This is a genomic window from Leptospira saintgironsiae (assembly GCF_002811765.1).
GTDB lineage: Bacteria > Spirochaetota > Leptospiria > Leptospirales > Leptospiraceae > Leptospira_B > Leptospira_B saintgironsiae.
Genome location: NZ_NPDR01000001.1, coordinates 470,442 through 494,908 on the forward strand (window position 1 = coordinate 470,442; position 24,467 = coordinate 494,908).

General features: G+C 38.8%; 24 protein-coding genes. 13 read left to right on the forward strand and 11 right to left on the reverse strand.

Annotated elements, in window-relative coordinates; translation table 11 throughout:
• The first annotated feature begins 131 nt into the window (after positions 1–131).
• Positions 132–2,177 carry a sigma-54-dependent Fis family transcriptional regulator gene (locus tag CH362_RS02215; RefSeq protein WP_100708710.1) on the forward strand — a complete coding sequence of 682 codons (2,046 nt, stop codon included), beginning with the start codon at positions 132–134 and terminating at the stop codon, positions 2,175–2,177.
• Here CH362_RS02215 and CH362_RS02220 read toward each other — a convergent pair.
• Positions 2,174–2,572: an SET domain-containing protein gene (locus CH362_RS02220; protein ID WP_100708711.1), complete on the reverse strand. Its 399-nt coding sequence runs from the start codon at positions 2,570–2,572 to the stop codon at positions 2,174–2,176. The two genes, CH362_RS02215 and CH362_RS02220, sit on opposite strands and share 4 nt — an antisense overlap.
• A gap of 4 nt (positions 2,573–2,576) precedes the next feature.
• Positions 2,577–4,454, reverse strand: a complete 1,878-nt coding sequence (locus tag CH362_RS02225) for an ABC transporter ATP-binding protein (RefSeq protein WP_100708712.1) — start codon at positions 4,452–4,454, stop codon at positions 2,577–2,579.
• A 266-nt stretch (positions 4,455–4,720) separates the two neighbouring features.
• On the opposite strand from CH362_RS02225, the gene CH362_RS02230 reads away from it, so the two are divergent.
• The 6 genes from CH362_RS02230 (at position 4,721) to CH362_RS02255 (ending at position 11,914) form a co-directional block, all read left to right on the forward strand.
• Complete coding sequence (locus CH362_RS02230) at positions 4,721–5,332, forward strand: ACT domain-containing protein (RefSeq protein WP_100708713.1); 612 nt, start codon at positions 4,721–4,723, stop codon at positions 5,330–5,332.
• Between the two features lie 123 nt (positions 5,333–5,455).
• Positions 5,456–6,949, forward strand: a complete 1,494-nt coding sequence (locus CH362_RS02235) for an HD-GYP domain-containing protein (protein ID WP_100708714.1) — start codon at positions 5,456–5,458, stop codon at positions 6,947–6,949.
• A 144-nt stretch (positions 6,950–7,093) separates the two neighbouring features.
• Positions 7,094–8,581 (forward strand): HD-GYP domain-containing protein, encoded by a 1,488-nt coding sequence (locus CH362_RS02240; RefSeq protein WP_100708715.1) that lies wholly within the window; start codon positions 7,094–7,096, stop codon positions 8,579–8,581.
• A 72-nt stretch (positions 8,582–8,653) separates the two neighbouring features.
• Positions 8,654–9,799, forward strand: a complete 1,146-nt coding sequence (gene aroC, locus CH362_RS02245) for a chorismate synthase (protein WP_100708716.1) — start codon at positions 8,654–8,656, stop codon at positions 9,797–9,799.
• Between the two features lie 146 nt (positions 9,800–9,945).
• On the forward strand, positions 9,946–11,400 hold the full coding sequence (locus tag CH362_RS02250) for an NADH-quinone oxidoreductase subunit G (protein ID WP_100708717.1): 1,455 nt from the start codon (positions 9,946–9,948) through the stop codon (positions 11,398–11,400).
• Positions 11,387–11,914 carry a NuoI/complex I 23 kDa subunit family protein gene (locus CH362_RS02255; protein ID WP_100708718.1) on the forward strand — a complete coding sequence of 176 codons (528 nt, stop codon included), beginning with the start codon at positions 11,387–11,389 and terminating at the stop codon, positions 11,912–11,914. Before CH362_RS02250 ends, CH362_RS02255 begins: the two co-directional genes overlap by 14 nt.
• Before the next feature lie 60 nt (positions 11,915–11,974).
• On the opposite strand, the gene CH362_RS02260 is transcribed toward CH362_RS02255, so the two are convergent.
• Positions 11,975–12,271: a DUF433 domain-containing protein gene (locus CH362_RS02260; protein WP_008590196.1), complete on the reverse strand. Its 297-nt coding sequence runs from the start codon at positions 12,269–12,271 to the stop codon at positions 11,975–11,977.
• Positions 12,272–12,622: 351 nt separating this feature from the next.
• Between CH362_RS02260 and CH362_RS02265 the strand changes: the two genes are divergently transcribed.
• The 4 genes from CH362_RS02265 (at position 12,623) to rsx (ending at position 17,067) form a co-directional block, all read left to right on the forward strand.
• Entirely contained in the window at positions 12,623–13,024 is a 402-nt protein-coding gene (locus CH362_RS02265; RefSeq protein ID WP_100709240.1) for a hypothetical protein, read from the forward strand.
• Positions 13,025–13,233: 209 nt separating this feature from the next.
• Complete coding sequence (locus CH362_RS02270) at positions 13,234–15,033, forward strand: RICIN domain-containing protein (RefSeq protein WP_244280454.1); 1,800 nt, start codon at positions 13,234–13,236, stop codon at positions 15,031–15,033.
• 143 nt (positions 15,034–15,176) lie between these two features.
• On the forward strand, positions 15,177–15,707 hold the full coding sequence (locus tag CH362_RS02275; RefSeq protein ID WP_100709243.1) for an RNA polymerase sigma factor: 531 nt from the start codon (positions 15,177–15,179) through the stop codon (positions 15,705–15,707).
• A 1-nt stretch (position 15,708) separates the two neighbouring features.
• Positions 15,709–17,067, forward strand: a complete 1,359-nt coding sequence (rsx, locus tag CH362_RS02280; RefSeq protein ID WP_100708719.1) for an LIMLP_03685 family anti-sigma factor — start codon at positions 15,709–15,711, stop codon at positions 17,065–17,067.
• A 58-nt stretch (positions 17,068–17,125) separates the two neighbouring features.
• Here rsx and CH362_RS02285 read toward each other — a convergent pair whose 3' ends face one another.
• Both CH362_RS02285 and CH362_RS02290 read right to left on the reverse strand, forming a co-directional pair.
• A complete protein-coding gene (locus CH362_RS02285) occupies positions 17,126–17,815 on the reverse strand; it encodes a YwaF family protein (RefSeq protein WP_100708720.1) in 690 nt (229 codons plus the stop codon).
• A gap of 45 nt (positions 17,816–17,860) precedes the next feature.
• Positions 17,861–18,685, reverse strand: coding sequence for an acyl-CoA thioesterase (locus CH362_RS02290; RefSeq protein ID WP_100708721.1), 825 nt, complete (start codon positions 18,683–18,685; stop codon positions 17,861–17,863).
• Positions 18,686–18,785: 100 nt separating this feature from the next.
• Between CH362_RS02290 and CH362_RS02295 the strand changes: the two genes are divergently transcribed.
• Complete coding sequence (locus CH362_RS02295; protein WP_100708722.1) at positions 18,786–19,382, forward strand: TetR/AcrR family transcriptional regulator; 597 nt, start codon at positions 18,786–18,788, stop codon at positions 19,380–19,382.
• Between the two features lie 20 nt (positions 19,383–19,402).
• Here CH362_RS02295 and CH362_RS02300 read toward each other — a convergent pair whose 3' ends face one another.
• The 5 genes from CH362_RS02300 to CH362_RS02320 form a co-directional block, all read right to left on the reverse strand.
• A complete protein-coding gene (locus tag CH362_RS02300; RefSeq protein WP_100708723.1) occupies positions 19,403–19,999 on the reverse strand; it encodes a hypothetical protein in 597 nt (198 codons plus the stop codon).
• 192 nt (positions 20,000–20,191) lie between these two features.
• Entirely contained in the window at positions 20,192–20,731 is a 540-nt protein-coding gene (locus CH362_RS02305) for an SAP domain-containing protein (protein WP_244280455.1), read from the reverse strand.
• A gap of 14 nt (positions 20,732–20,745) precedes the next feature.
• On the reverse strand, positions 20,746–21,315 hold the full coding sequence (locus CH362_RS02310; protein WP_100708724.1) for a DNA-3-methyladenine glycosylase I: 570 nt from the start codon (positions 21,313–21,315) through the stop codon (positions 20,746–20,748).
• A 114-nt stretch (positions 21,316–21,429) separates the two neighbouring features.
• The gene (locus CH362_RS02315; RefSeq protein WP_100708725.1) at positions 21,430–22,179 is read right to left on the reverse strand and encodes a glucose 1-dehydrogenase; all 750 of its coding nucleotides are present in this window, start codon (positions 22,177–22,179) and stop codon (positions 21,430–21,432) included.
• A gap of 54 nt (positions 22,180–22,233) precedes the next feature.
• Positions 22,234–22,662, reverse strand: a complete 429-nt coding sequence (locus CH362_RS02320) for a MarR family winged helix-turn-helix transcriptional regulator (protein WP_100708726.1) — start codon at positions 22,660–22,662, stop codon at positions 22,234–22,236.
• A gap of 207 nt (positions 22,663–22,869) precedes the next feature.
• On the opposite strand from CH362_RS02320, the gene CH362_RS02325 reads away from it, so the two are divergent.
• Entirely contained in the window at positions 22,870–23,376 is a 507-nt protein-coding gene (locus CH362_RS02325) for a hypothetical protein (RefSeq protein ID WP_100708727.1), read from the forward strand.
• Here the strand turns inward: CH362_RS02325 and lsa26 are convergent.
• Positions 23,366–24,157 (reverse strand): surface adhesion protein Lsa26, encoded by a 792-nt coding sequence (lsa26, locus tag CH362_RS02330; protein WP_100708728.1) that lies wholly within the window; start codon positions 24,155–24,157, stop codon positions 23,366–23,368. The genes CH362_RS02325 and lsa26 overlap by 11 nt on opposite strands.
• Positions 24,158–24,467: the final 310 nt, after the last annotated feature.

The following is a 24,467-nucleotide window of genomic DNA, read 5'->3' on the forward strand; positions in this document are numbered from 1 at the left end:
ATAAAGCGAGTTGCTTGGATTTTAAGGTTTTTTCCTTGACCGCAAAATCATCAATTAGCATCTTTTTTAAGCAGATGTCCGGTTACATAAAACCCAGCCCACTCCGCCATATACAAGAAGTGGCAACCGCTATGAATTCGACTTTGGATCCAGATCGCCTTCTGGATCTGATTTTGGAGAGATGTATTCAAATTTGTGAGGTTGGGTCCGGCTCCCTCATGCTGATCAGCAGGGGAGACGAGGTTTTAGATATCGTTACTTTCAGAGGAATGAACCCTTCTGTTCGTACAAAAGTTAAGCTTAGAGTTGGAGAAGGTATTACTGGTATTGTTGCGGCTTCCGGTGAAGGAATGATCGTTAACGATGTTACCCAAAACCCACATTATATCTCTATTAAGGACGATATTCTTTCCGAGCTTGCAGTTCCGATGATCGTAGAAGATGAGGTGATCGGAGTTATTTCTCTCGACTCTAGCAGAAAGCAAGCTTTCTCTGAAGAGTATCTTGAGCTCGTTTCCACTCTCGCCAATATGGCGGCTCAGATCTTTAAGAACCTCCAAACTTTCAGACAGTTGGAGCAGAAGAATAAGATCCAACAAGTATTAATAGATATTTCTAGAACCGTAACTTCTACCTTAGTTCTCCAAGAAATTTTTGATGATGTGATGGATAGATTGGATAAATCTCTTAACCTTGAAAGAGGTTCCATCGTTCTATATGATTCTGAGAAGAATATACTAAAACTCAGTGCGGCATCAGGACTCACCGCTGAGGAAATGGAGAAGGGAGTTTATCTTCCAGGAGAAGGAGTCACCGGAAAAGTTTATGAATCCGGAGAAGCTGTTATAGTTGAATCAATAGTAAGCGATGAAAACTTTCTGAATAGATTGGGAAATGCCAGCCATTTTAAAAACAATCCTGAGAACGTTAGTTTTCTTGCGGCACCTATCAAATCTGATACTGATGTATTGGGTGTTGTTAGCGTATTCTTCGTTCATAAAAAATACGTGGATCTTAAAACGTATTTAGACTTCCTTCAAGTAGTCGCCTCCATAATTTACCAAGCGATCCGCATTCAAAAACTGATCGATGAAGAAAAACGTGAAATCTCTAGAGAGAACATCTTATTAAAACGAGAACTTAAGAATAAATACAAATTCGGTTCTTTGATCGGAAAGTCCAAGTCTATGGAAAAACTTTTCGAAATGATCCAACTTGTTTCCGATTCCCGTGCGTCGGTTTTGATTACTGGAGAATCCGGAACTGGAAAAGAGATGATCGCATCAGCGATCCATTATAACTCTTCCAGAGGAGATAAACCTTTTATCAAGATCAACTGTGCCGCTATTCCTGAAAATCTTTTAGAGTCTGAATTATTCGGTCATAAAAAAGGATCATTCACTGGTGCAGTCGCTGATAAAAAAGGAAAGTTTGAGATGGCCGATACGGGTACCATCTTCTTGGATGAGATCGGAGAAATGGATCTCAATCTTCAATCCAAACTTTTGAGAGTTCTTCAAGAAAAAGAAATAGAAGCAGTAGGTTCAGTTAAGCCTAAAAAAATCGATGTTAGGATCATAGCTGCGACTAACGCTGATCTGGAAGAACTTATCTCACAAAAATTATTTAGAGCTGACTTATATTATCGTTTAAACGTAGTCAATATGTTGACTCCGCCTCTTCGTGAAAGACCGGAAGATATCCCTCTTCTGATCAATCACTTCATTTCCAAGTATACTTCTGAAAATGTTAAGAAGATCAAAGGTATCACTAGAGAAGCTCATAAACTTCTTATGAGTTATAGCTGGCCCGGTAACGTTCGTGAATTAGAGAACGTGATTGAAAGAGCAGTGGTTCTTTCTCAATTAGAAATGTTAGATATCCAAGACTTCTCAGAGATCAGCGGACGTATACTTTACGGCGACGAGGGAGAAGATGTGGAAGTTGGTGTGGACCCGGAAGCTACTTCCGAGGTTGCAAGTTCTAAGTTCTCTCCTGCTCATTTAGATGCATTAGATGGAAGAGCTATGGAAGTCGTGGTGGGAGAAGTTGAGGCAAGACTGATCAAGTATGCGATGAAAAAATTCAAATACACCAAGACCAGGGTTGCCAAGTTCTTAGGAATCAACAGAAATACTCTGGATAAGAAGATCAAAGATCTTAAGATAGATTATTAAGAAGGAAGTTTTTCCTTCCAATTCTGATCAAATTGTTTATAGTTACAGGTTAATTCTTCGTCCTTTAGGATCTTGCGGACAGCTCTATCCTTTCCTGCAGGGTTACTTGTTCCTTGGACTCCACTTTTATCTTCCAAAGTGTTTGCTTGATCGCTATGGTTCATGAAGCGGGAATTATCCACGCAGAAGTACCATTGTCCTTCGAACAAATAAGAATAAGTATAGATCAGATTCTGGAGTCTTTCCGGAAGAGCTTTGACTTCTTCTTCTGTTAGGGTCCAAACGGTTTTAGGATGGAACTCCCATACGAGTTCGCCTTCTTCAATATCTCTACCTGCAAAAACCCCAAGTCCTCCTATCGGAGACTCGGAAACGTAAGTCGGAACTTTCAGCATATTCCTATAATCCGATTGCGGCCGCGGAAAGTGAATCATTTTCCGGAGAAGGATAAGGTTCCAGACTTCCATTTTTTAAGACCACTACTTGGTCTGCGGCATGCAAACCGGTCAGTCTATGGGTCACGGAAACGATTGTTCTTCCTTCTCTCAATTTTTGGAGAGTTTTTAAGATCCTGGCTTCTGTGATTGGGTCTAGTGCAGAAGTTGCCTCATCCAAAAGAAGGATTTGAGGATTTCTTACTAAGGCTCTTGCAAGAGCTATCCTTTGTTTTTCTCCGCCTGAAAGTTTAGAACCCTTATCTCCTGCGATAGTTTCGTATCCATCAGGAAGTGCAGAAATGAATTCATGGATCTCTGCAAGTTTTGCTGCTTCGATTGCTTCTTCCGGAGTTGCATCCGGGCGTCCCATACGAATGTTTTCTAGAATGCTAGTATGGAATAAGAAAGTATCTTGGAATACAATTCCGATCATGGAATGAAGTGCATCCAAACGGATCTTCTCCATTGCGATTCCATCCAAAGAAACTTTTCCTTGGTTCGGCTCCATCATCCCTAAAATGAATTTTAGAATGGTACTTTTTCCGGAACCACTTTGGCCAAGGATTACAGTATAAGTTCCTTTTTTGATCTCTAGGTTCACACCGCTGAGATTCTTAGTTCTGCCTTTATAACGGAAATGTAAATCTTCCAGTTTGATAGAATTTTGTAATTCAGAAGGTGCAAATGGACGTTCTACTCCTTCTGATTCGAAAGTAGGAGTTCTTAAAATCTCTAATATTCTTCTAGCCGAACCACTTGCTTGGTTCATAGTAGGAAAATACTGAGACACATAAAGTAGAGAATAAGACAGATTCAAGAATGGAGGAAGAAAAGCCGCTAAAGCTCCCACACTCACCATTCCATGAAATGCAAACCATGCACCTGAAATCAAAAGTACTGCTTGTAAAAGTAGAATCCCACCTGAAGCAGAACGTTCCAAATATGAATTGGTCAGTCCTAATCTTAAGGAAACATGAAATAGTTTCTCGCAGTTTCCTTTAAATTTATCCCAGAAAGCTCCATCTAAATCGTAAACCCGGATCAGGTTTTGCGCAGAGATAGATTCCTCAACAGCGGTTAGGACCTTGGCTTCTTCTATCTTTCTTTCGTAACTTGCAGCAGTAGATCTAGTGGAGAAGAATACGGGTCCTAAAAAAGTGATTGGCCAGATCAAGGTAGCGATTGCACCTAACTTCCAATCTAGAGCGAATAATAATGCAGTTCCAAAAATTGCTTCGAGTAACGGAGAAATTCCCCAAGGGATAAGTGCGAGTACTGCATTTTCTAAAGCAGAAAGGTCGGTGGAGAATCTTGAGAGAACATCTCCCAAACGAGTATTTGCATAAAAGTCCAGATTCACTCTTTGTAAGTGAATGAATAACTCTTCTCTCATGTCTCTTATGGCGCGAGCGGAGACCCAATTATATAGATAATCGCGGACAGTTCCGGCAGCAGTGATTAAGATCGTGCCTCCAACTAGAAGAGCTCCAGTAATATAGAGAACTGTTTCATTTTTCCCGATTAAAGCTTCGTCGATTAAAAACTTAAAAGAGAAAGGAATCGCAGAATAAACGATGATTTCAGTAAAAAGAAGGCCTAAAACGATTCCGAGTCGTACTTTATAATTTTTAAAATATCTACCTAGTCCAAGTAGAATTAGTAAAGGAGATTCAGAAGAAGGTTCACTTCCTGTAAAGCTTGGCCCTAAAGAAGAAGAATAAGAGCCTCTAGCAGCCTGACTTCCTTGCGGAACCTTAGGTCCGGCAGCTTTTGAGTTAGAATACGTCGCTTGCGCTTTTCCGAATTTAAATCCTTCGGTAAATTTCTGTTTATTTGTCATATATGTATCCCCAGCGGGAAGAAGGGCATATCGGTTAGTAAAAAAATTTCTCCGATTTCCCCAGTATATTCGGGAGGGCTTTCCGCGTATATCCGGTAGCAGCAGATTTTCCTCCAACTTCTGTCTCATTGATGAAAAATTTTAGGAGACAGAATATTGAAAAAGGAGCTACTACTCATTTAGACTTCGAAAACATTCCTTAAAAACTCGGGTTTTTGAGTGTTATTTTTCAGAGAATATGCAGGCTTTGTAGGAAAGCGGAAACTATGATAGAATTTAACTACAAAGAAGAATATGGAGTCTACAGAGTTACTCTCAAGACTTCTGAAACTGCCCCAGGAACACTTCATAAAATGGTGAAGGCAATGTTCTTTATGGGATTCGAGATCCTTTCCGGAGATATTCGCACGATCAAAGACGGCGACTCCATGATCAGCTACGACGAATTTCTTCTTAGATCTCCCGAAACAGATTCTAAAATCAAGGCATCCAAACTTGGCATATTAATGTCTTCTGTCTTTTCCGATGATAATGCGTTGGAAGAGATGATCCAAACCTCAAGTGAAATAGATATTCGAAATACATTTTATCTAGGACAAGATTCTCAATTGGAGTTTGAAGACGTACCTGGCAATTCTGCTACAAAGTTCTACTTAGAAGCGCCGGATAGAAAAGGATTATTATACTTTGTGACCGGAGTTTTGAAGGATCTGGGGATTAATATTCTTTCGGGCGAAGTTAGAACTGACGGCAAATCCTTAAAAGCGCAGGACACATTCATACTAACCGACTCTCGTACAGACCTTGGGTTCGCTGGCAGCTCCACAGAAGAAAGGATCCGTAGATATATTCTACAAAGCAGCTTAAATCAAGTTTGATTGGGCATATTTGAAACGTCCAAACTATTAAACCCATAAAGAGACGTATTATGGTATCGGAATGATTCGATTCATTGGATCGATTTGCCGATATTATTATCCAGGAGTTCCTTCCACCTAACGATGGACGCAGCCAGAGATTTACAAAAGTTCGATTTTACGGAAGAAGTGATCCAACACTTTCGCGAAAATAGAATTATACCTGTCGATTTTTATAATAAACACGGACAGATCCTAATTCACAAAAAGGATATGGCCACCGGAGACGATATCAGTCGTCTTCAAAAATTCGAAAAACAAGGGATCTATTTTTTAACTGCTGAGATTGCTAAGATCCATCCAGGCTCTGCTAAAAAAGGTTCTTTAGATCCTTCTTTCGATAAACTTATTAACCCTACACTCACTTTGGATATGTCCAAAGGAGCGACTGATCTTTTATCCGATATCAAAAAGTTTCCGCTAAACGGAGATCATGTTAAAGAGATAAATAAATCCATTAACGCAGTCCTAGACGATTTTAAATCCTCTCCAAATATGGAGACAGGCCTAGTTAATATTATAGAAGTAATGAAGAACGCGGGAATGCCCGTGGACTCAGAAGTTCTCACTAAAAGAACTGTGATTGCAATGGCTTTGAAAGTAAGGGCCGCAAAGGTTTTTACCAAAGTAGATATGGATCAGAAGAAGACAGAGCAGATGAATCTGATGATGGCTTCTTATCTTGCGGATATCGGTTATACTCAGATGAAGATTCCGACTCATGCAAATCTAAAACCGGAAGAGTTGGAATATATTAAGAACCATCCAATCATCAGTTATTTGATGATCGCTAATCTTCCAGAGATCGAAGATCCGGTCAAATCAGTAGTTCTGAATCACCATCGACCTCATCGCGGAGAAGGGATGAATAATAATTATCCCCAAACCAAACCTTTGGTCCAAAAACTCCAAGGTTATAGAGAAAAGTATAAAGACGATTTTCGTAAAAACCTTTTAGCGACTGATATCCAAAGACAAGTAAAGTCTATTCTTACTAACGCAATCTCTTACGAAGATATCGGGATACTTTCTATTGCGGGTGAATTTGCTTCCTTAACTACTCCTCAGCCTTGGAGAGAACCGATGGACGGTCTCAAGGCTATGAAACTTATCTTGAATAATAGTTTTTTTGCTTATAATGAAAAAACTCTCAAAGACTTTTTCGATCATGTAGGTTTATCCTTATGTGATAACCAACCATTCGTAAAAATCGGAGATTACGTTATCGTAGCTTCCCAGGATTCAAATCGTAAGGTGTTCTTCGAGATCTGTATTATCAAAGATTCTCATAAAAATTCAATCCGGCCGATGTTGGAAAGGGTAGGAACCATCCGACCGAAGTTTGCAAATAACGGAAAAGTCAGGATCTCAGGCTTCGAAATGGGCAGCTTAGCTGTGGATAGAAGAAGAGCAATTTTCAACTTGGAACGTAATGCTGACCCTAGAAGGATCATTTATCTAGTAGATCCGGAAATCGATCCTGAGTTTTTTGACTCGCTGGATCGGAAAGTTAGAGAAACGTATCCCTCTAGGACTTCTTCTGATTCGGATTCTGCCTCTAAAGCGCCTGTTTCTTAAGCGATTGACACAATTTCGGAAATTTATTCTTGCCTACTAGCAAGGTTAAATCATTTTTTTGTTACTAAACATATATCTTACTTAAACGTTATATACTTCGGGTTTATTTTTTTGGCCCTCCGGTAATGCGTATGGATTTTTATTATGACTCAATTTCAAAGTGGTCCAATCGATCCTCTCAGACTTGAAAGATTTGAGTTCAATGCGGAAGTAATCAGACAGTTTAAAGAAAGTCAATCCATCCCGGTTGATTTTTATAATAAGAACGGCCAGATCTTAATTCATCGCAAAGACAGCGCTTCCGAAGCGGATATTAATAAACTACAAAAGTTCGAGTTACAAGGGATCTATTACCTTCTATCCGAAAGACATAAAGTAGGTATCCAGGTAGAACAACCGGATGCAGTAAACGGCAAAAAAGTCTCTTTCATTAAGTTAGTGAATCCTGATCTTACCTTGCAGATGGCAAGACAGGCTTCCGATCTTCTCAAAGACCTGAGAGATTATCCTTTAAATGGAAATCATGTGAAGAATGTTGCGAAGGCGATCGATGGGATCTTAGATGATTTTGCGAATAGCCAAGACGTTGAATTAGGTTTAGTCAACGTAATCGAAGTTATGAAATCTGCCGGGGTCGAAACTGATTCTGAGGTTCTAACCAAAAGAACAGTCATCTCTATGGCGATGAAGCTGAGAAGTTTGAAAGCGATCTCTATTAAGGATAGCGAAAATTCAAAAGCACAACAATTGAATTTGATGATGGCAGCTTATATGGTTGATATAGGCAAGGTCAGAATGAAATTCCCTGTGCATGGAAATCTAAGCACTGAAGAATTCGAATATGTAAAAAATCACCCTATCATCAGTTACTTAATGATCGGGAACATGGCTTCTATCCAAAGCCCTGTAAAAACTGCAGTATTAAACAGTCATAGACCGTACAGAGGAGAAGGATTGAACAATAACTATCCTTCTACAACATTCCTGCAGAAAAGACTGGGAGAATATTACGAAAAGTATAAGAACGATCCTTCTAGAAGTGTACTTGTAGAAGATATGCAGAGACAATTATATATTCTGCAAAACAATTCTTATAGTGAGGATGATCCTGCTATTATTTCTATCGCGGGAGAGTTCGCATCTCTCAGTAGCGAACAACATTGGAGATCTGCATATTCTCCTATTACTGCTATGAAGTTGATCTTGAATAACAGCTTTTTCTCATATAATGAAAGAGTGGTAAAAGAATTTTTCGATTTTATGGCTCTGAGTTTATGTGAGAATAAAAGTGTTCTAAACGTAGGAGACTATGTAATCGTAGTTTCTACAGATTCTCAACATAAGATCCACTTCGAGACCTGCGTCATTAAAGAGATTAACAAAAATCAAACTCGCCCTCTCTTAGAAAGAGTCGGAACAATCAGACCTGTTTTCTCTAATAAGGGAAAACTAAAGATTGTAGGTTACGATCGTAAAACTTTCCAGCCTGATATTAGAAAGGCGGTCTTCAATCTTGCAAACGCAGTGGACCCAAGAAGGGTGATTTATTCAATCGATCCTGAATTGGATCCACCTTTGTTCGATCTGATTGATAGAAGTTATCGCAAAACAGCACCGAAATCTGTCGCGTAAACGATTCTCTTTTCCCCTCAGTAATGGAATCCTACTTTCTTCCGTTGGTGGTCTCCTGTTTTCTGGTACTGTATGCCTTCCAGTTGGGGTAAAATATTCAAAGTTAGTACGTTCGGAGAATCTCATGGCGAGGCCGTGGGAGTTGTTGTTGAAGGAGTTCCTGCAGGAATTCCGATCCGATTGGATGAGATCCAAAAGGATTTAAACAGAAGAAGACCCGGACAAAGTAAACTCACCACTCCTAGGGACGAATCGGATACTGTTCGAGTTCTCTCTGGTGTTTTTGAAGGGAAAACGATCGGAAGTCCGATCGCATTGATCGTAAACAATCAGAACACGATCTCCAAAGATTACGAAAATCTAAGGGAAACTTTCCGTCCTTCTCATGCAGATTATACCTACCAAACAAAATACGGATTTCGTGCTCACGTAGGAGGAGGAAGATCCTCTGTTCGTGAAACAATTGCAAGAGTGGCCGCAGGCGCGATTGCCAGAATGATCTTAGAAGATGATCTTGGGGTCAAGACGGTTGCTTGGGTTGATACAATTGGCACCATCTCTTCTGAAATTGCAGAAAACAAATATCCGGGGACTAGAGAAGAAGTAGATGTAAACGAAGTCCGTTGTCCTGATATTCAGGCTGCAGACAAAATGCGTTCTCTTATTCTAGAAATGAAAGAAGCTGGAGACAGCGTAGGCGGAATTATCCGCTCTGCTTCTTATAATCTTCCTCCAGGTCTCGGAGATCCAGTATACGATAAACTGGATGGTGACATAGCAAAAGCAATTCTATCTATTCCCGCCTGCAAAGGTTTCGAAGTAGGTTCCGGATTTTCTGGAACACTTCTAACTGGAAGCACTCATAACGACGAGTTTTATGTGGAAGAAGGAACTGGAAGAGTCCGTACTCGCACAAATAATTCCGGAGGACTCCAAGGTGGGATCTCCAACGGCGAAACTTTGGTGGTTCGAGCAGCGTTTAAACCTACTTCTACCATTTTCAAAAAACAAAATACTGTAAATATCGACGGAAAAGAAACAACACTGGAAGCGAAAGGCAGGCACGATCCATGCGTTCTACCTAGAGCGGTTCCAATTGTGGAAGCTGCGATAAACCTGGTTCTAGTGGACGCATATCTCTACCAAAGAGCTATGAATCCGCAGTGGTTCCAAAAATGGGCCAGAGTTCCGGATTATTACAAGGATTTAAAACTCTGAATTTGTCTCTTAGTCTGCTACACGGGCTTCAAGAATCTGAGACAGGCTCTCACGTCCACGTGATCTAGAAACGGGTTGCCAACTTTGAATAGTACCTTTCAAATGAAATTTGGCGCCCTGGTTTGTTTAGAAAAACGGAGGTTCGAGTGGTCAAGATAAAGATAGACGGGATCGAATACGAGGTCGACGAGAAAAAAAATCTGATTTCAGCGGCGAAAGATGCCGGAGTGGATATTCCGTTTTTCTGTTATCATCCTAAATTATCTGTGGTTGGCATGTGCCGCATGTGTCTCATCGAGATAGAAGGCATTCCCCGTTTACAAGTTGCCTGCAATACTAAAGTTACCGAAGGTCTTTCGATCGTCACAAAGAGTGATAGAGTGAAAGAAGCAAGAGAAGGAACGATGGAATTCCTACTTGCGAACCACCCATTAGACTGCCCCGTCTGCGATAAGGCTGGAGAATGCCAGCTCCAAGATAATTCCTTTAAAGAAGGAAAAGGAAATTCCAGATTCACATTAGAAAAAAGGAATATTCCTCAAGAAGAGATCGGCTCTAACCTGATCATTAACCATAATCGTTGTATCGTATGTTATCGTTGCGTTCGTTTCGAAGAAGAAATGGTAGGAGAATCCAACCTTGGGCTCTTTGAAAGAGGATATCACTCTATTATTGGTCTCGCAAAAGAAGAACCTATCAATCATAATTATCAAGGCGCGCTTGCAGATATCTGCCCGGTTGGTGCATTATTAAATCATAAAACATTATTCAAGTCCCGGGTTTGGTGGTACAAATCCGAAGAATCCGTATGTCCTGGATGTAGTACTGGTTGTAAAACTTATACAAACGTAAGAGACAACAAAATGTTCCGCTATATGCCTCGAATAGATGAGGAGAAGGACCAGTATTTCCTTTGTGATAAAGGAAGATTTGATGTTGATTGGCTGAATACGAACAGACTTTTCTCTTTCTATAAAGATGGAGAAGCAAGTAAGAGTGCTACTGTTCTAGATGAGATTTCCGAAAAAATTTCCAGATCCAAAAAGATCGCGGTGATTGGTGGAGCTCATGAATCGGATCAGAACTTAAAATCTATTAAAGAATCTTTATCCAAGCTTGGAGTTGCATTCGTAACGGAAGCAAGAGTAAGTTCTGAACAATACAAAGAACCTGAACAAGTGGATTTCTTATACACTAGTGATAAAAGACCGAATACAAAAGGTGCAGTAGATGCAGGTTTTGTTTCTGCGGAAGGGATCGATTCCATTCGTTCTGCAGCATCTAAAGGTGAATTTGATCTGGTCTTTGTAATTAAAGAAAAGTCTTCCGAAATCTTAGCTGGTGTTCCTTCTGAATCTATAGTAATCTTAGAAACGAACCTAACTGAAGATGCAACTAAGGCAAAATATTCAGTACCGATCAAAGCGTATTCAGAACAAACCGGAAGTTTTACGAATAAGAAGGGATGGTCTCAGAACTTTAATAAATCTATGGAAGCACCAAAAGGTTTATCAAGCTCCGCGGAAATTTTCTCCTTATTAGAAAAGAAAACGTTAGAATTACGTTCTAACCCTAGAGAGGCAGCCGTTGGGAACCGTTAATGTAATTAATGTAGCGGCAAAACATAAGCCCGCTTGGTATCAAAGATTATATTCCTATTCGATAGCGAATGGGCTTTGGATCACTCTTAAACATTTTATCAAAGCTGCCTTTCTAAAAGGCGCAGTCACATTAGAATTCCCGGAAAAGAAAAGAAAATTTTCTAATCGTTTCCGCGGAATGCACACCATGAAACGAGACGAGATCGGTAGAGAGAGATGTACTAGCTGTTTCTGTTGTATGTGGATTTGTCCTGCAGATGCGATCAAGATAGAAGCTGGGCATGTAACTCCTGAAATCCAACATCTTCATCCGGAAGATAAGTTTGCAAAGAAGTTTGAGATAGATCTATTACGTTGTATATTTTGCGGAATGTGTGAAGAGGCGTGTCCTAAAGGCGCGATCTATTTAGATGGTCCTGCAGAGATGGCCGCAGACAATAGAGAAGATCTAATTCTAACCAAAGAAAGAATGATGCAAAAAGTCGGAGGACCAATCTTAGGAGAAAGGCTCTAATCCTCCGAGCTTTCACTTTTCATAGTACGCTTTGCGGGCTTCAAAACTATCCCCGGATTTTTAAGAAACTCTCCGTTCTGCGTCTCTTAGTTCCGAAGCAAATTCTCTCGGAAGTTCTCGATTCGCTTTATCTAATATCGGAGAATGTAATCTTTTAGAAGCATATTCCAAACAGGCTTCGATATCCAAAACCTTAATATTCGGATATTCATTCAAGATTTCACGGTATCCGAATCCTAAAAAAATCATATCTAATATTTCTAAAACTCGGATAGAGGTTCCCCGGATAACTGGTTTACCTCCGCAGATGGAAGGATGAGAGATAATACGGTCTAGTGTTTTTGTATCTGTTTCCATTCTAATTATACAACAAAGCCCCAAACCAAATTTTGAATCTTTAATTCTGGAGTCTGAAATTTTTCCTAGGAAAGAAATAATCCCTAAGATTTAGGGAATGAACGATATTCTAAAAAACTCTAAAAGTAATATATAGAATAAAATATATAAAAAAGTAACAAAAATACTCTTAGAATAAAAAATTCAGGGTAAATCGAGCTAAGTTATCCAAAGAAAAAGAATTCGATTCGAAGCAGAGCCGCTTCGCAGATCATATTCTATTCTTAACGTTTTTAAGACGTTCAAAATATGGAAAACGGCTCCATCGAATCAATTTATGTAAAAATAGGCGACGTCTTCCGATATTGCCGGATGGAGAAAGGTCTCTCTTTAAAGGAACTTGCTGATTCTCTTAAAAAAGAATATGGAGTCCCATTTAATCCTAACCTTTTAGGAAAAATTGAGAGAGGAGAATCCAGATTACTCACTCACGATTTTATTAATCTTTGCTTATTCTTTCGTTTGGAGCTAAAAGCATTTCTAGACAAAGATAAGAAGAATGTTCATGAAACTGCATTAGGTGATCTAACGGAAGATCCTGCAATTCGTAGGATATTGATCTTCATAAGCGAGAACAGAGGTTCTAAGGGATTTGTTAGCTTCTTAGAAGAGTTCCTAAAATTTATGGGACCACAATTGATCCGAATGAGCAAAGATACAGATCCTAAAAATTTAAAAGCTGCTTCTCCAAAGAAGAAGGGCCGCAAGCAGTAATACATCCCTTTAGTAATTCTATCCTTCTTCTATAGTAAATATAGAACAAACTTTACTTATTAAAATCGAACGAGTCTTAGAAATAAAAATTTTATTTATTTCAGAAATTATATTATCTCGTTTCGAAAATAAGTGAGAATTAAGACGCTTATATTACCCTGTCGTTTAAATACATAAAACCTCCACATTAAAACTAAAGAGGGATCATAATGAAGAGAATCATCATCCGGGGTGTATATACTCTGGTTATCATAGGACTTCTCGGCGGGTCATTCATGGCTTGTAACGATAAGTCTTCGTCGAACGGAGCAGAGTTAGGAGTTCTTTCTAGCCTTCTACCTTCTAAAAGCGGAAATGGATCTAAGTTATTTGCAGCTAGCACTTATTTTCATAACGAGATTTTTCCACCACATTGGTTGAATTGGACTACTGATGGTGCGAACCCAATTGAAACTGGACCTACTTTCTTAACTCGCGGTTTGAAGTGTAGTGGTCGTTATTGCGATGATGTTAATCTTCTCGCAAGCGAATCCGGATACACTCAAACCAATAGCTGGTGGACAGATTGGTTTTCTGAAGAAGGTACCAACTACCGTGTTTGCGATAATAATGCATTCGTAACTGGTATTAAATGTTCAGGAAGTTATTGTGATAACGTTTCCTTAAAATGTTCTCAATTGAACAATAATGGTGTAAGAACAGGATGTTATTGGACTTCCGGTATTTCTGAAGAAGACGGTGGAAAATTCGTAGCTCCTGAATCCATGTATATCGCTGGCGCAAGCTGTAATGGTCGCTATTGCGATAGCATGAGCTTATATCTTTGCCAAGCTGATAACGGTGGACCGAATGTTGATCAAGATGCACTTGCGCAACAATTTGCACCTCGTTTGAGATTCGATCAAGAGACTACTACAGGTTCCGGAGATTCTGGAAAATGTTTTACTAGCGATCCTCAAACTTATTACACTCAAAGAGCTGCTGGAGTTGCTCCACAAGATCTTTGTAATAAAGATTATTCTACAATTTCAAACAACCAAGTTCCTATTTTCTATGACACTTCTCTAGTTGGAACGAATGCAGTTCTGATTAGATACTGGTTCTTCTATGCTTGGCAAAGTACTTGTTTCTTAAGTTTCGGAAGTCACGCTGCTGACTGGGAAGGAATGAGCGTCCTAGTAGTAAACGGACAAATGAAACGAGTTGCTTGGTCTCAACACTCTGGATGGTATTCCAAAGAAGCTGGTAACTTCGAAGTAGCAAATGGTACTCACCCAGTTGCATATGTTGGTAAAAACGCACATGGATCTTTCCATGATGGCGGTGGATCTGGCGGATGTTTATATTTCGAAGATTTCAGAAACCCAGGTGGCAACGATTATCACCAAGATACTTGGAACAACCTTGTTCGATTGAGAAGAGGTGGAGATGCTCCTAGCTGGATGAATTGCCAAGGAAGCGGATGTTTTGATGGAATCGGTCACCCAATGGAAAGAGGAGACTGGCGTTCTAACGCAGGTTGCGGATCTGACGGTTGTGGTAAATCTTCCGTGGGAGGAGCCATTCCTTTCGTGAACGATCCGACAGGTTTGGAGTATTCAGCGATCTCGGCAAAACATAGCGGTAAGGTATTAGATGTCTCTGGTGTAAGCACAAGCGACAATGTTAATATTTGGCAATGGACGAACGTAGGCCAAGACAACCAAAGATGGGCGCTTGAATCTACAGGTGATGGATATTTCAGATTTATCGCAAAACATAGCGGCAAATGTATGAATGTGAAGGGTGGATCGACTGCGGCAGGAATGAATGTAATTCAATATTCTTGCGGTGGAGGAAACAATGAAAGATTCCAATTACTTTCTTACGGAGATGGATTCTTCGCTCTTCAAGCAAAACATAGCAGCCAGTGTTTGGATATTGCGGGCGGTGCGACTGGGGACGGAGGTCTTTTGATCCAATGGCCTTGTGCTTGGACTGATAACGAAAAGTTCCAGTTCTTGCGCTAAAATTGCGGGGCGGGCAAACCGCCACGTTATCTAAAAAAGGTAAGGCTCTCGATTTTCGGGGGCCTTATTTTTTCTGCTTCCGCAGAATCGGAATATCCCAAAAATTAGCAGAAATCCTTTTTTTCGGTCCAACTGAACTAAAAATGCAAGGTCTTTCCCAACAGGAATTCATCAATCTATACGAGTCTTGCAAGAATACAGTGTATCATTTCCTGCTTAAACTTTCAGGAAATCCCGAAATTGCCGAAGATTTGACCCAAGAGACATTCTTAAAAGCCTTTGAGGTCATGGATCGTTTTGACCCAGATAGGGGAAGCTTCTCCTCTTGGTCTTGTACGATCGCGAAAAACCTTTATTTTAAACATTTCAATCGTACAAAGAAGGAAACGGGAAACGTCTCAATTAATATAGAGAACTTTCCTGAGCTTTCAGGTGGGAATCATGAAGATCCTCTGGATTTGGAGAAAAATTCTCTCAATTTAGCTTTAAAAGATGGAGTTTCCCGTCTTCCCGAGCCTGAAAAGAGTATAGTACTACTGAAGGAAATCCAAAAGAAAACTCTCAAGGAGACTGCGGATGCTCTTGGAATATCTGAGAGGACCGTTAGTCGTCGTTTGCTTAGTGCGTTTAGATTATTAAGAACGCATTTGGAAGCAGAAGGGATCGGACTATAAGATGGCGTCACATATCCAACAGTCAAATAGTTTCGAAGACCTACTAGAGTTATATCTTTCTGGTGAGCTTGACGCAGCTGGAAAAAAACAACTTTTGGAGATCGTATTAAACGATCCTGAAAGAGCGGCCGAATATCGAAAAATTACTCAGATCCAATCGCAACTTAGAACTTCTAGTGCATCCCAAGAGTTAAAAAATCTTTCTCCTCAAACTTCTTATAAAAAAGTCCTTCCTTTCCCTAAGCCAACGATCTATCTCGCAGCTGCAGCTTTGGTATTTGCATCTTTTGGAATATACTTCTATCAAAACTCTTCAGTCAAAAAGGGGGAAGCTACTTTAGACAAATTCACTTATTCATATGGTGATTGTTCTATCGAAGGTAAAACTTCAGAAGCTGGGCAAGATGTTTCCGGAAAAAGGATCGTATCTGGAAAATCTTCTATTTGTGATGTTCAGCTAGAAGGTGAGAAGAGTGTATCTGTTAGAGCACTACCTAATACAGACTTTACTGCGGAACGTAAAGAAAATGCAATTCATGTATCTCTTGGATATGGAACCATTCTTCTGGACAGCCAAGGTCCTAAAGATGCAGAAAATATCTCTATAGGTTCAAATGATTTCAAATTGATCTTAGAAGGAACTAAGGTCTCGGTCAACAAAGGAAAATCTGATTCTTCCCTTTCTGTAAAAGTATTGGAAGGAAAAGTCAGATTAGAATCTGGAGATACTATCTTCTTGGAATCGGTCTCAAGCTGGCTGACCAAAGAAGAAGTTGCACTACTCGCAAAAGAATATCCTATCTTATTTGATAAACAACAACTAACGATCGAATCAGGACAACAACTTGCATGGAAAGGATTGTCTCCTGCAAGAATGAAAGGTCTTAAAAAGATCGAAGATTCAATCAAGGCTAGTAAAAAATCTCAATCTAACGCTCAACTAGATGAAACTTTAATTAAGAGCCTAAAACCTCATGTAGATTCTCTACCTAAAGATCCATTCCTGATCTCTCCTAAAGAGCTTAAAAATTCTCTTAAAAAAATACTTCCGGATGAAAAAGCTGATCTGGAAAGAAAGTTTGCGAGTATGGTTCGTTTCCCTCCAAAGGACCTGAAAGAAAGAGAACAACTTATGGAGTTAGTGAAGAAGGTGGATAAGGCATCCATTATGGATATCTTAAATAGTAAAGGTCCAGGTGCTCCGCAGGGAATGTCTCAAGAAGTTAGAATTCTTTATCTGAAAGACGGATCGATGGAAAGAGGGATTATCTATCAGCAAGATAGTTTCTATGTAGTTTTAAGACCTGACGGAAACTTGATCATTCCTGTAGATGCAGTAGAAAGAATAGAATCCGAGTAAGCTACATCCGCTTGGGTGGTCAAAGCTCCCGCCCAAGTGAGGTCCACAATATTCTTCTTTAATTTTTCGCTTCTACATTCTTCTTCCAGAAAGGAAGATACAAGATAGTAAATAAGATCATTCCTAAGACCTGCATCCAAATAATATAAATCGGCCAGGGGCCCAAATAATCCATTAGAGAACCAGCTGCGGATCTTTCTCTCATATATCCGTAATTTGCGTCTAAAGCAAAATCTATAACCAAAGCAACGACAACATAGATCTGGCTGTAAAGAACGGATCTAAGTACTGCTCCTTTTCTCGGAGTTAATTCTAAACCGAATACAACGTAAAGAGCAGAAATTACCAAGCCGGAATGTGCGATAAAAAATATAAAAAAATAGATATGTGGAAAAGTAACAGAAAGGTCTGGAGTGATCACTCCTTGCATAGAACCTGCAATTACCCAAAAATAAGAAAGTTCAGCAAGAGTCCTATTTCGAGTAAAGAGTGCTAAAGAAGTTACAATTGCTGACCAATTACAAAACTCCATAGGTAGATCATAACGTATTTGCCAGTATCCCGAATTAATTCTGTATATTACATAAACCAGATAGTTTAAAAGTAGAATGGTCCCGAGTGAATATCCGATCGTATTTTTGATTTTAGAAGAAGCGAATTTTCTACCGAAATAAGGCAGCCCGAATCCGAGAAATGAAGTAAGAAAGAGTATAATAAAATGGAGAGGGCTCCAATGTTCGAATCGCATCGAAGATACCCTCTCCTTACGTTAGTGAAATTTCAAATCATAAATTCAATCAAAGAGTGATTTATTTTTCACACTAAAGATCATTTTCATTTCTTCTTCGGTGAATTGGTGAGGTCTTTTTCTTTTTAGATCCATAAAGAGCCCATGTACTACAGAAGTTAGTATTAACTTTTTGGTCTTTTTGGAGAACACATCATGGCGAAATGCCAATCTATTCTTCTCCGCTTTTTGATAAACGGTAACGACTACAAAATCGTCCGGAAAACCCATAGTGTCGAAGTAATTCAAATCGGCTTTATAAACTACTGGGCCGATCCCCCTCGCCTGTAAGGAATGTAAATCCAATCCGCATTGATAAGAAGAACGGATTCTCGCATCATCCAAATAATATTGGATTGTTTCTAGATTTACTTTACCTTCCGGATCCATCTCTGCCCAACCAACGCTGATCGGATGATAGAATGCATAAGGATAATTTTCTTCGGAATAAAAGACTTCTTCTGCATCATCAAAAAGACTTAAGACAAATCTTGCCTTACATACTAATACAGAATCGGAGGCACGAAAGATTTCCTGCATGATCTCTGTGGATTCTGGATCGGAGTGAAGAATGTCTGTAGTTACAACTGCATCCTCGGGATATTTTAACTCTGCTTTATATTCTATCTCGCATTGGCGGACTACTAAGCGGTCTGAACTTAGGATTGCCTCACCTTCTTCTTTTAAAAGTTGGAAGGTTTTGATCCTTGCTTCTTCAAAATAACTTTGGTAGGTTCCGTTGTTTACATGTCCGTTTACGTCTATATCCGATTTACGCACGGGAATAGAGAAGGATGTGATAATCTTATCCGTTTTTTCCATGAGCCTCATAAAAAGCCTCCGGTAGACAAAGTGGTCTACTCTATGAAGTCCAGTATAAATTATGGTAGACAGATCAGTCTACCATAATTATAATAAGGGTAGAAAAAAGATGAAAATCCAAAAGGAATTAATTCGGTCAGAAGACCCGGCCAAGGAAAGGATCTTAAAGGCGGCTTTCAAATTATTCTATTCCAAGGGTTATCCCAATACAGGAATAAACGAAATTTTGGAAGAAGCAGGTGCGTTTAAGAAAAGTTTGTACATCCATTTTCCTTCTAAAAAGGATCTGGGTAAGGCATACCTTTTGGAACAAGAAGAAGCTATATTAGGTTTTGTTAAAAGGATCGCGAAGAGGGAAAAAAAATATTCAGACTTTATCAAATCTTGGATGAAGATGTTGAGAAGAGGGCTGAAAAATACTTACGTTTATGGTTGCCCTTATGCGAATTTATCCAACCAAACACATGATGAACCTGAGATCTCAGATTTTGTAAAGGTTGCATTGAATCGTTGGGTCCAGGATTTCGAAAATTGTTTAAAGGAAATTGCTTGGAATTCTAAAAAGGCAAAAACTGAATCTGAGTTAAAAGATATCTCGGAAAGTATTCTTTTTTATTACCAGGGTGCTTTACAATTATATGGAATGTCAGGAGATTTCAAACATATCCATCGATTAGAAAAGGCACTTTTATCTTTGGATAAATAATATTATATTTTTAGTATATATTAATCCCAAATAGAGTTCCCACATTCTACCAGATCGCCTGCAAAATAATGGGGGAAAGAATAGGCCAATTTTCCTGTGATCGGGCTCAAATCTTTATAAGAAACAGAATCTATTCTTAAGGTGTCAGTTTCGTCCCTGTAAATTTTGAATTTTAAATGAAGTTTGAATTTATCTTTTCCAAATTTAAAACTCGTATTGTTTCTGCATGATTTAAAACAACTATCGTATACTTCTTCAGTGTTTCGGTTTGCGCGAAGAGCAAGTGATTGTTCCTTACAACTGAAGGAACATTCGTCAGGATCGGCAGGTTCGTACGGAAATTCGACCAGTACTTCTTTATTTCCTTCTGTCTTATAAGACCCATGTATGATCGGCACTAATTCTCCAGGTCTTCTGCTTCTCATTATAGCAACTGTAGGAGGACTAAGGATCAATTCTAAGCCACTGATCTCTAAATATAGTTTGGAATCTATTTTGGGAAAATTCTTTTCCCAATTTAAACATATTGTCTTACTTTCCGATTGAGCTCCTAAGAAAAAAGGGAAACTAAGAGCGAGACAGAGTAAGATGGAGAATGAGAACAACTTAACTTTCATTTGCCTGAAAGATATTTTATAATGAGTTAGGATAGTCTACCAGCAGAAAAACCTGCATTTCATTACAGATTTAGCATTACTTATTGCTCTTAGCCTCCAATTTTTGGATGTCTTTTGCAAATTCTTCCAAAAGTGAAGTATCGAATTTTTTACTACCGACCCTATCTCGAACCTTCCCCCATAAAAATGCAGCTATATCAGTTTATTTTTAAGCGGAGAAGTTTTCGGATCAGAATGGAAATCTTTTACGAAACGATTCCATCTTAGAACACGATCGTCTGGCCTTTCCTCTTTGGGAGGATTTTCATATACCTTCAAAAGATCCTGGACTGAGAGTTTTAAATTCCCGACCTTCTCCGCATCTCGAACTGCTTCTGCCATTGCCTTGGTAAAACTGAATTTTTTGAGATTATAATACTCTCTGCAGAATTCTCTGAATTTAGAATCAAATCGAATTCCTTCTGGAATAATTTTCGATTTTAGAGTGATCTCTTTTTCACTTTTGGTTTTTCTTCGAACCGATATTGGACGTTTAGCAGAATTTTCCTTTTTGAGAAACTTGTCTCTGCCTAATGTAATATACGATTTTAATCTTTCTTCCAGTTCTGCTTTCGCACCTTTAGAAGAGATTTTTAAGTTTAGGCAGACGTCTTGTAATTCTTCTCTGTACCAATAATGAGATTCGAATTCGGATATAGTTTTGATCTTTTCGAAAGAGGGGCGGGATTTCATTTTATATAATAGATCTATTTTTTCTTTTTAGAATTCCAAACAGGCTTAGACTTTAACGCCTTTTTATAGATGGGACAGCCTGGACCGTGAGCTCCTTCTAAATATCCGGTGCTCATTAAAAATTCATTCACTATTTCTCCACCTACAAATACGAAAGTTTTCTTGAATAGTTTAGTCCATTCTTCTAATGATTTGGGATGATGAGAAGATAACCAATCTTGAAAACTTCCGAATTCCTTTTGGAGACCGACGATCACATTTGCATTATGAATAGCAGCGTTTATTTTAAGCCTGTTTCGAATGATCCCCGCATCATTCATGAGCCGATCAAAATCCTTTTCAGAAAACTTAGAGATCTTTTTTATAGAAAAGTTTTTGTAAGCCTTGCGGAAGTTTTCTTTTTTTCGTAAGATTGTGGTCCAGGAAAGACCGGCTTGGTTGATCTCTAAAATAAGCCTGCCGAATAGCTCATCATCTGATTTTAAGGTAAAGCCATACTCTGTATCGTGATATATTTTGTTTTCGGGATCTTGGTCCTTTTCTAGTGAAAGAACGTAATGGCAATATTTTGTAAGCGAATTCATATGATAAAAGGAAGATAATCTTAAGAATTAAGTCGCTTCTTTCAAAAGAACAGGCAAGAAATTTTTTGGATACTTCTCTTACCTGTTCGTAAAACTATCGATTGAGTATTCGGTCTAAAAACCGATCAACATTCCCCCATCGACCCTAAGAGTTGCTCCAGTAATCCAATCCGCTTCTTCTGAAGATAGGAACGCAACAGCAGAGGCAACCGCTTCTTCCGGGTTTCTTTTGATCTTTAAGGGAATAGAATCCAAGATAGAATTTCTAATTTCTTCCGGAACATTTTTAGCGAATTGATTATTAATAAAGCCGGAAGCAACACAATTCACAGTGATATTTCTGGAGGCGAGTTCTCTGGCTGCAGATTTAGTGAGAGCAAACAATCCTGCTTTCGCCGAAGAGTAATTTGCCTGTCCTGCATTTCCGTAAAAACCAGAAACGGATCCAATGTTTACTATTCTACCTGAACTTTTCTTTAACATAAACTTTGCAGCCGTCTGTATTCCGAAGAAGGCAGCTTTCAAATTTACTGAATGTACCTTCTCCCATTTTTCTTCAGACATTCTCAAAAGAAGATCGTCTTGAACTACTCCTGCATTGTTGATCCAAATATCTAAGGATCCGGTTTTCTCAATTGCAAATTCTGCCAATTCCTTATTTTGGCTTTTAGATGTTACATCGCAGATTTTCCAAAAGACTCTTTCTGAATTGTATTTTGCTAATTCCTCTGCTGTTTCCTTACAATTAGAATCTTCTAGATCTGAAAGAATGACCTTGGAACCTCTTTCTAAAAACATTTTTGCGATCTCTTTACCTATTCCTCTGGCTGATCCGGTTATTACCGCAGTTTTACCTTCTAACATAATCGTTCTCCTATTTATTTCGATGTCGAAATATTTATGCAAAAAAATTTTACATCATAATTCGAAATTCGAATGGATTTTAGTTAAAATTCGCATGAATTCTTCTTTTTCTCGCTGCTCTAAATTCTGGCTAAGTTTTGCAAGTGTGGCTTTGGAAGCTCTTTGTACTTTCTCTAAGGTTTGTTTTCCTTTATCAGTTAGTTCCGCAGATGTAATTCTTTCGTCTTCGTAAGGTTTAGATCTTTTAACATAGCCGAATTCTTCCATCTTGTCCAAAAGAGCGGTAACAGTAGAATTGGTTCGGTCCAATAATGCCGCCAATTCGCTCATGGTAAGAGGACCTTCTTTACCCAAAATAAAAAGTACACCTCCATGAGCTGGAACCAGATCTTGAATTCCTTGTTTTAGGAATTCTTCGGATAAATGTTTTTGGATCCGATCTCTAGTTCTGGACAATAAATGAATTACATACTCAGGCTTCATTTATTTAGACATCGAAATAGTTTGAAAGTTTTGTCAAGTCAGAAAAATTGGAGGGATTTTTAAATATTGAGGTCAAATTTTCTATACCCTAAGGGTTAGAATTTTGTCTCTTTGGAAATTGAGAAATTTCTTTCCAAAATTATTTTTCTTTCGAAATTCTGAAAAAATTTCTGACCCTTCATGTTATAATTATACGTATAATAAAATATGGGACTTTCGTTTAGACATTTCGCTTATTCTCTACTGTTCGTGATCTCTTTTATAATGAGTTCGAATTGTGAGGGTGATCTGTACGAAATCCAAGATCCTTCCTTAGGTATGGTAAAAGATGCCGCCTATTACGTGGAGACTCACAAGTTAGCAGATACTCGCGATTTGAGAATTTTTGCTGAACCTTCAGATCATAATGTTTATGCACATTTTAATTTGAAAGTTTCTCCTGAACTTTTTTTGAAAGAAGGTTGGAAGAAAGGCAATCAGGTCGATGAAAGTTTTTGGAAAGAAGAACTTGCTTGGGATATTCTTCATTTCGGATTAGAAGCTCCAGTAGAACTTGGGGATGCTAAAGTTTATATTAGAGAAGATGCGTCTGGAAATTTTGCAGGCAATATAGAGGTGCTTGTTTTAACTGGAAACGGAAGTGAAGGTTATCTAGTTTGCAGACAATTCACCTCGGATGATTCTAAATCTTATTTAAGCAATTTTAGTTTTTAGGTTTTTCTTGGGAGCCTGCAGGTTCCCTAAAATTGATCTCGAATATATCGTAATGTGAATCTCTGGCTCCGGTTACGAATGCAACAGAGACACCCATATAATATTTGCCAGTATATTTCATCGCCTTCCAGGCATATTCGGCCATTTCTTCAGAAGTGATTGAGAATGGATGTATTCTTCCCCTAGACTCATCCATATAAAGACCTTCGTAGGTTCCTATAATTGTACCTTTATATTCTAAACTTAGAATCCTTCCCATCACAGAAAAATTTCTTTTTCCTCCAGTCTTTCGACTTACCATCTTATCAATCGGATGAGATGTATCGTGGGCTTGGACCCAAACAGTAATTCTTCCGCTTGGATCTTTTACTGGGGTGGTATGAGGTATTAGGTTTTCTTGATGTTGTGCTTGGATAACTTCTATACTACTAGAAAGCGCTACCGGCTGGATCCTGTGGATATTGAACTGAACCAGGATCGTCTGATTCATATTTTTCATCAGAAAATTTACTACATCTGCGTTTTCAGGGCGAACACTGAAATTCGCCTTTTTGCGCATTGGCATATAACATTCGTCCCTGGTTTCGTCACATTCTTCTACAGGATCGAAAGTTATGACCTCTATTACGCCTTCATAGGATTCGAATACGATCCCTCGGCTCTCAAATTGGATTAATTTTGCGACCGTCCAGCCTTCCGAATAAGTTCCCAGGGCAAAAGCTGGGGTTTGGAAGAATAAAACCGAAATATAAACAAAGACGGAATATTTTCTGAGGATCATAAATCTCTATTGGACGAGGTTTTTGGGCTCTTACTACCTATCGGCATCCTCTTATCCTGAGGTATAAGTATTTTCCCTTTATAAGCCGATTCAAAGCAAAATATCAAAATTTTTTCTTTCTAAATTATCACAATCTGGTTTCAAAACACCTTCTATTTAAGGTTTTCGAGAGAAGTTTTCTTGGATGGGAATGGATTTTCTGACCTCCCGAATACCTAAGATAGGGTAATTTTATCTTTGAATGATTCTTATTCTCTCGAATACGTTATCCGACACGCGTAGAGTAATTATCCTATTTGAGATATAATCT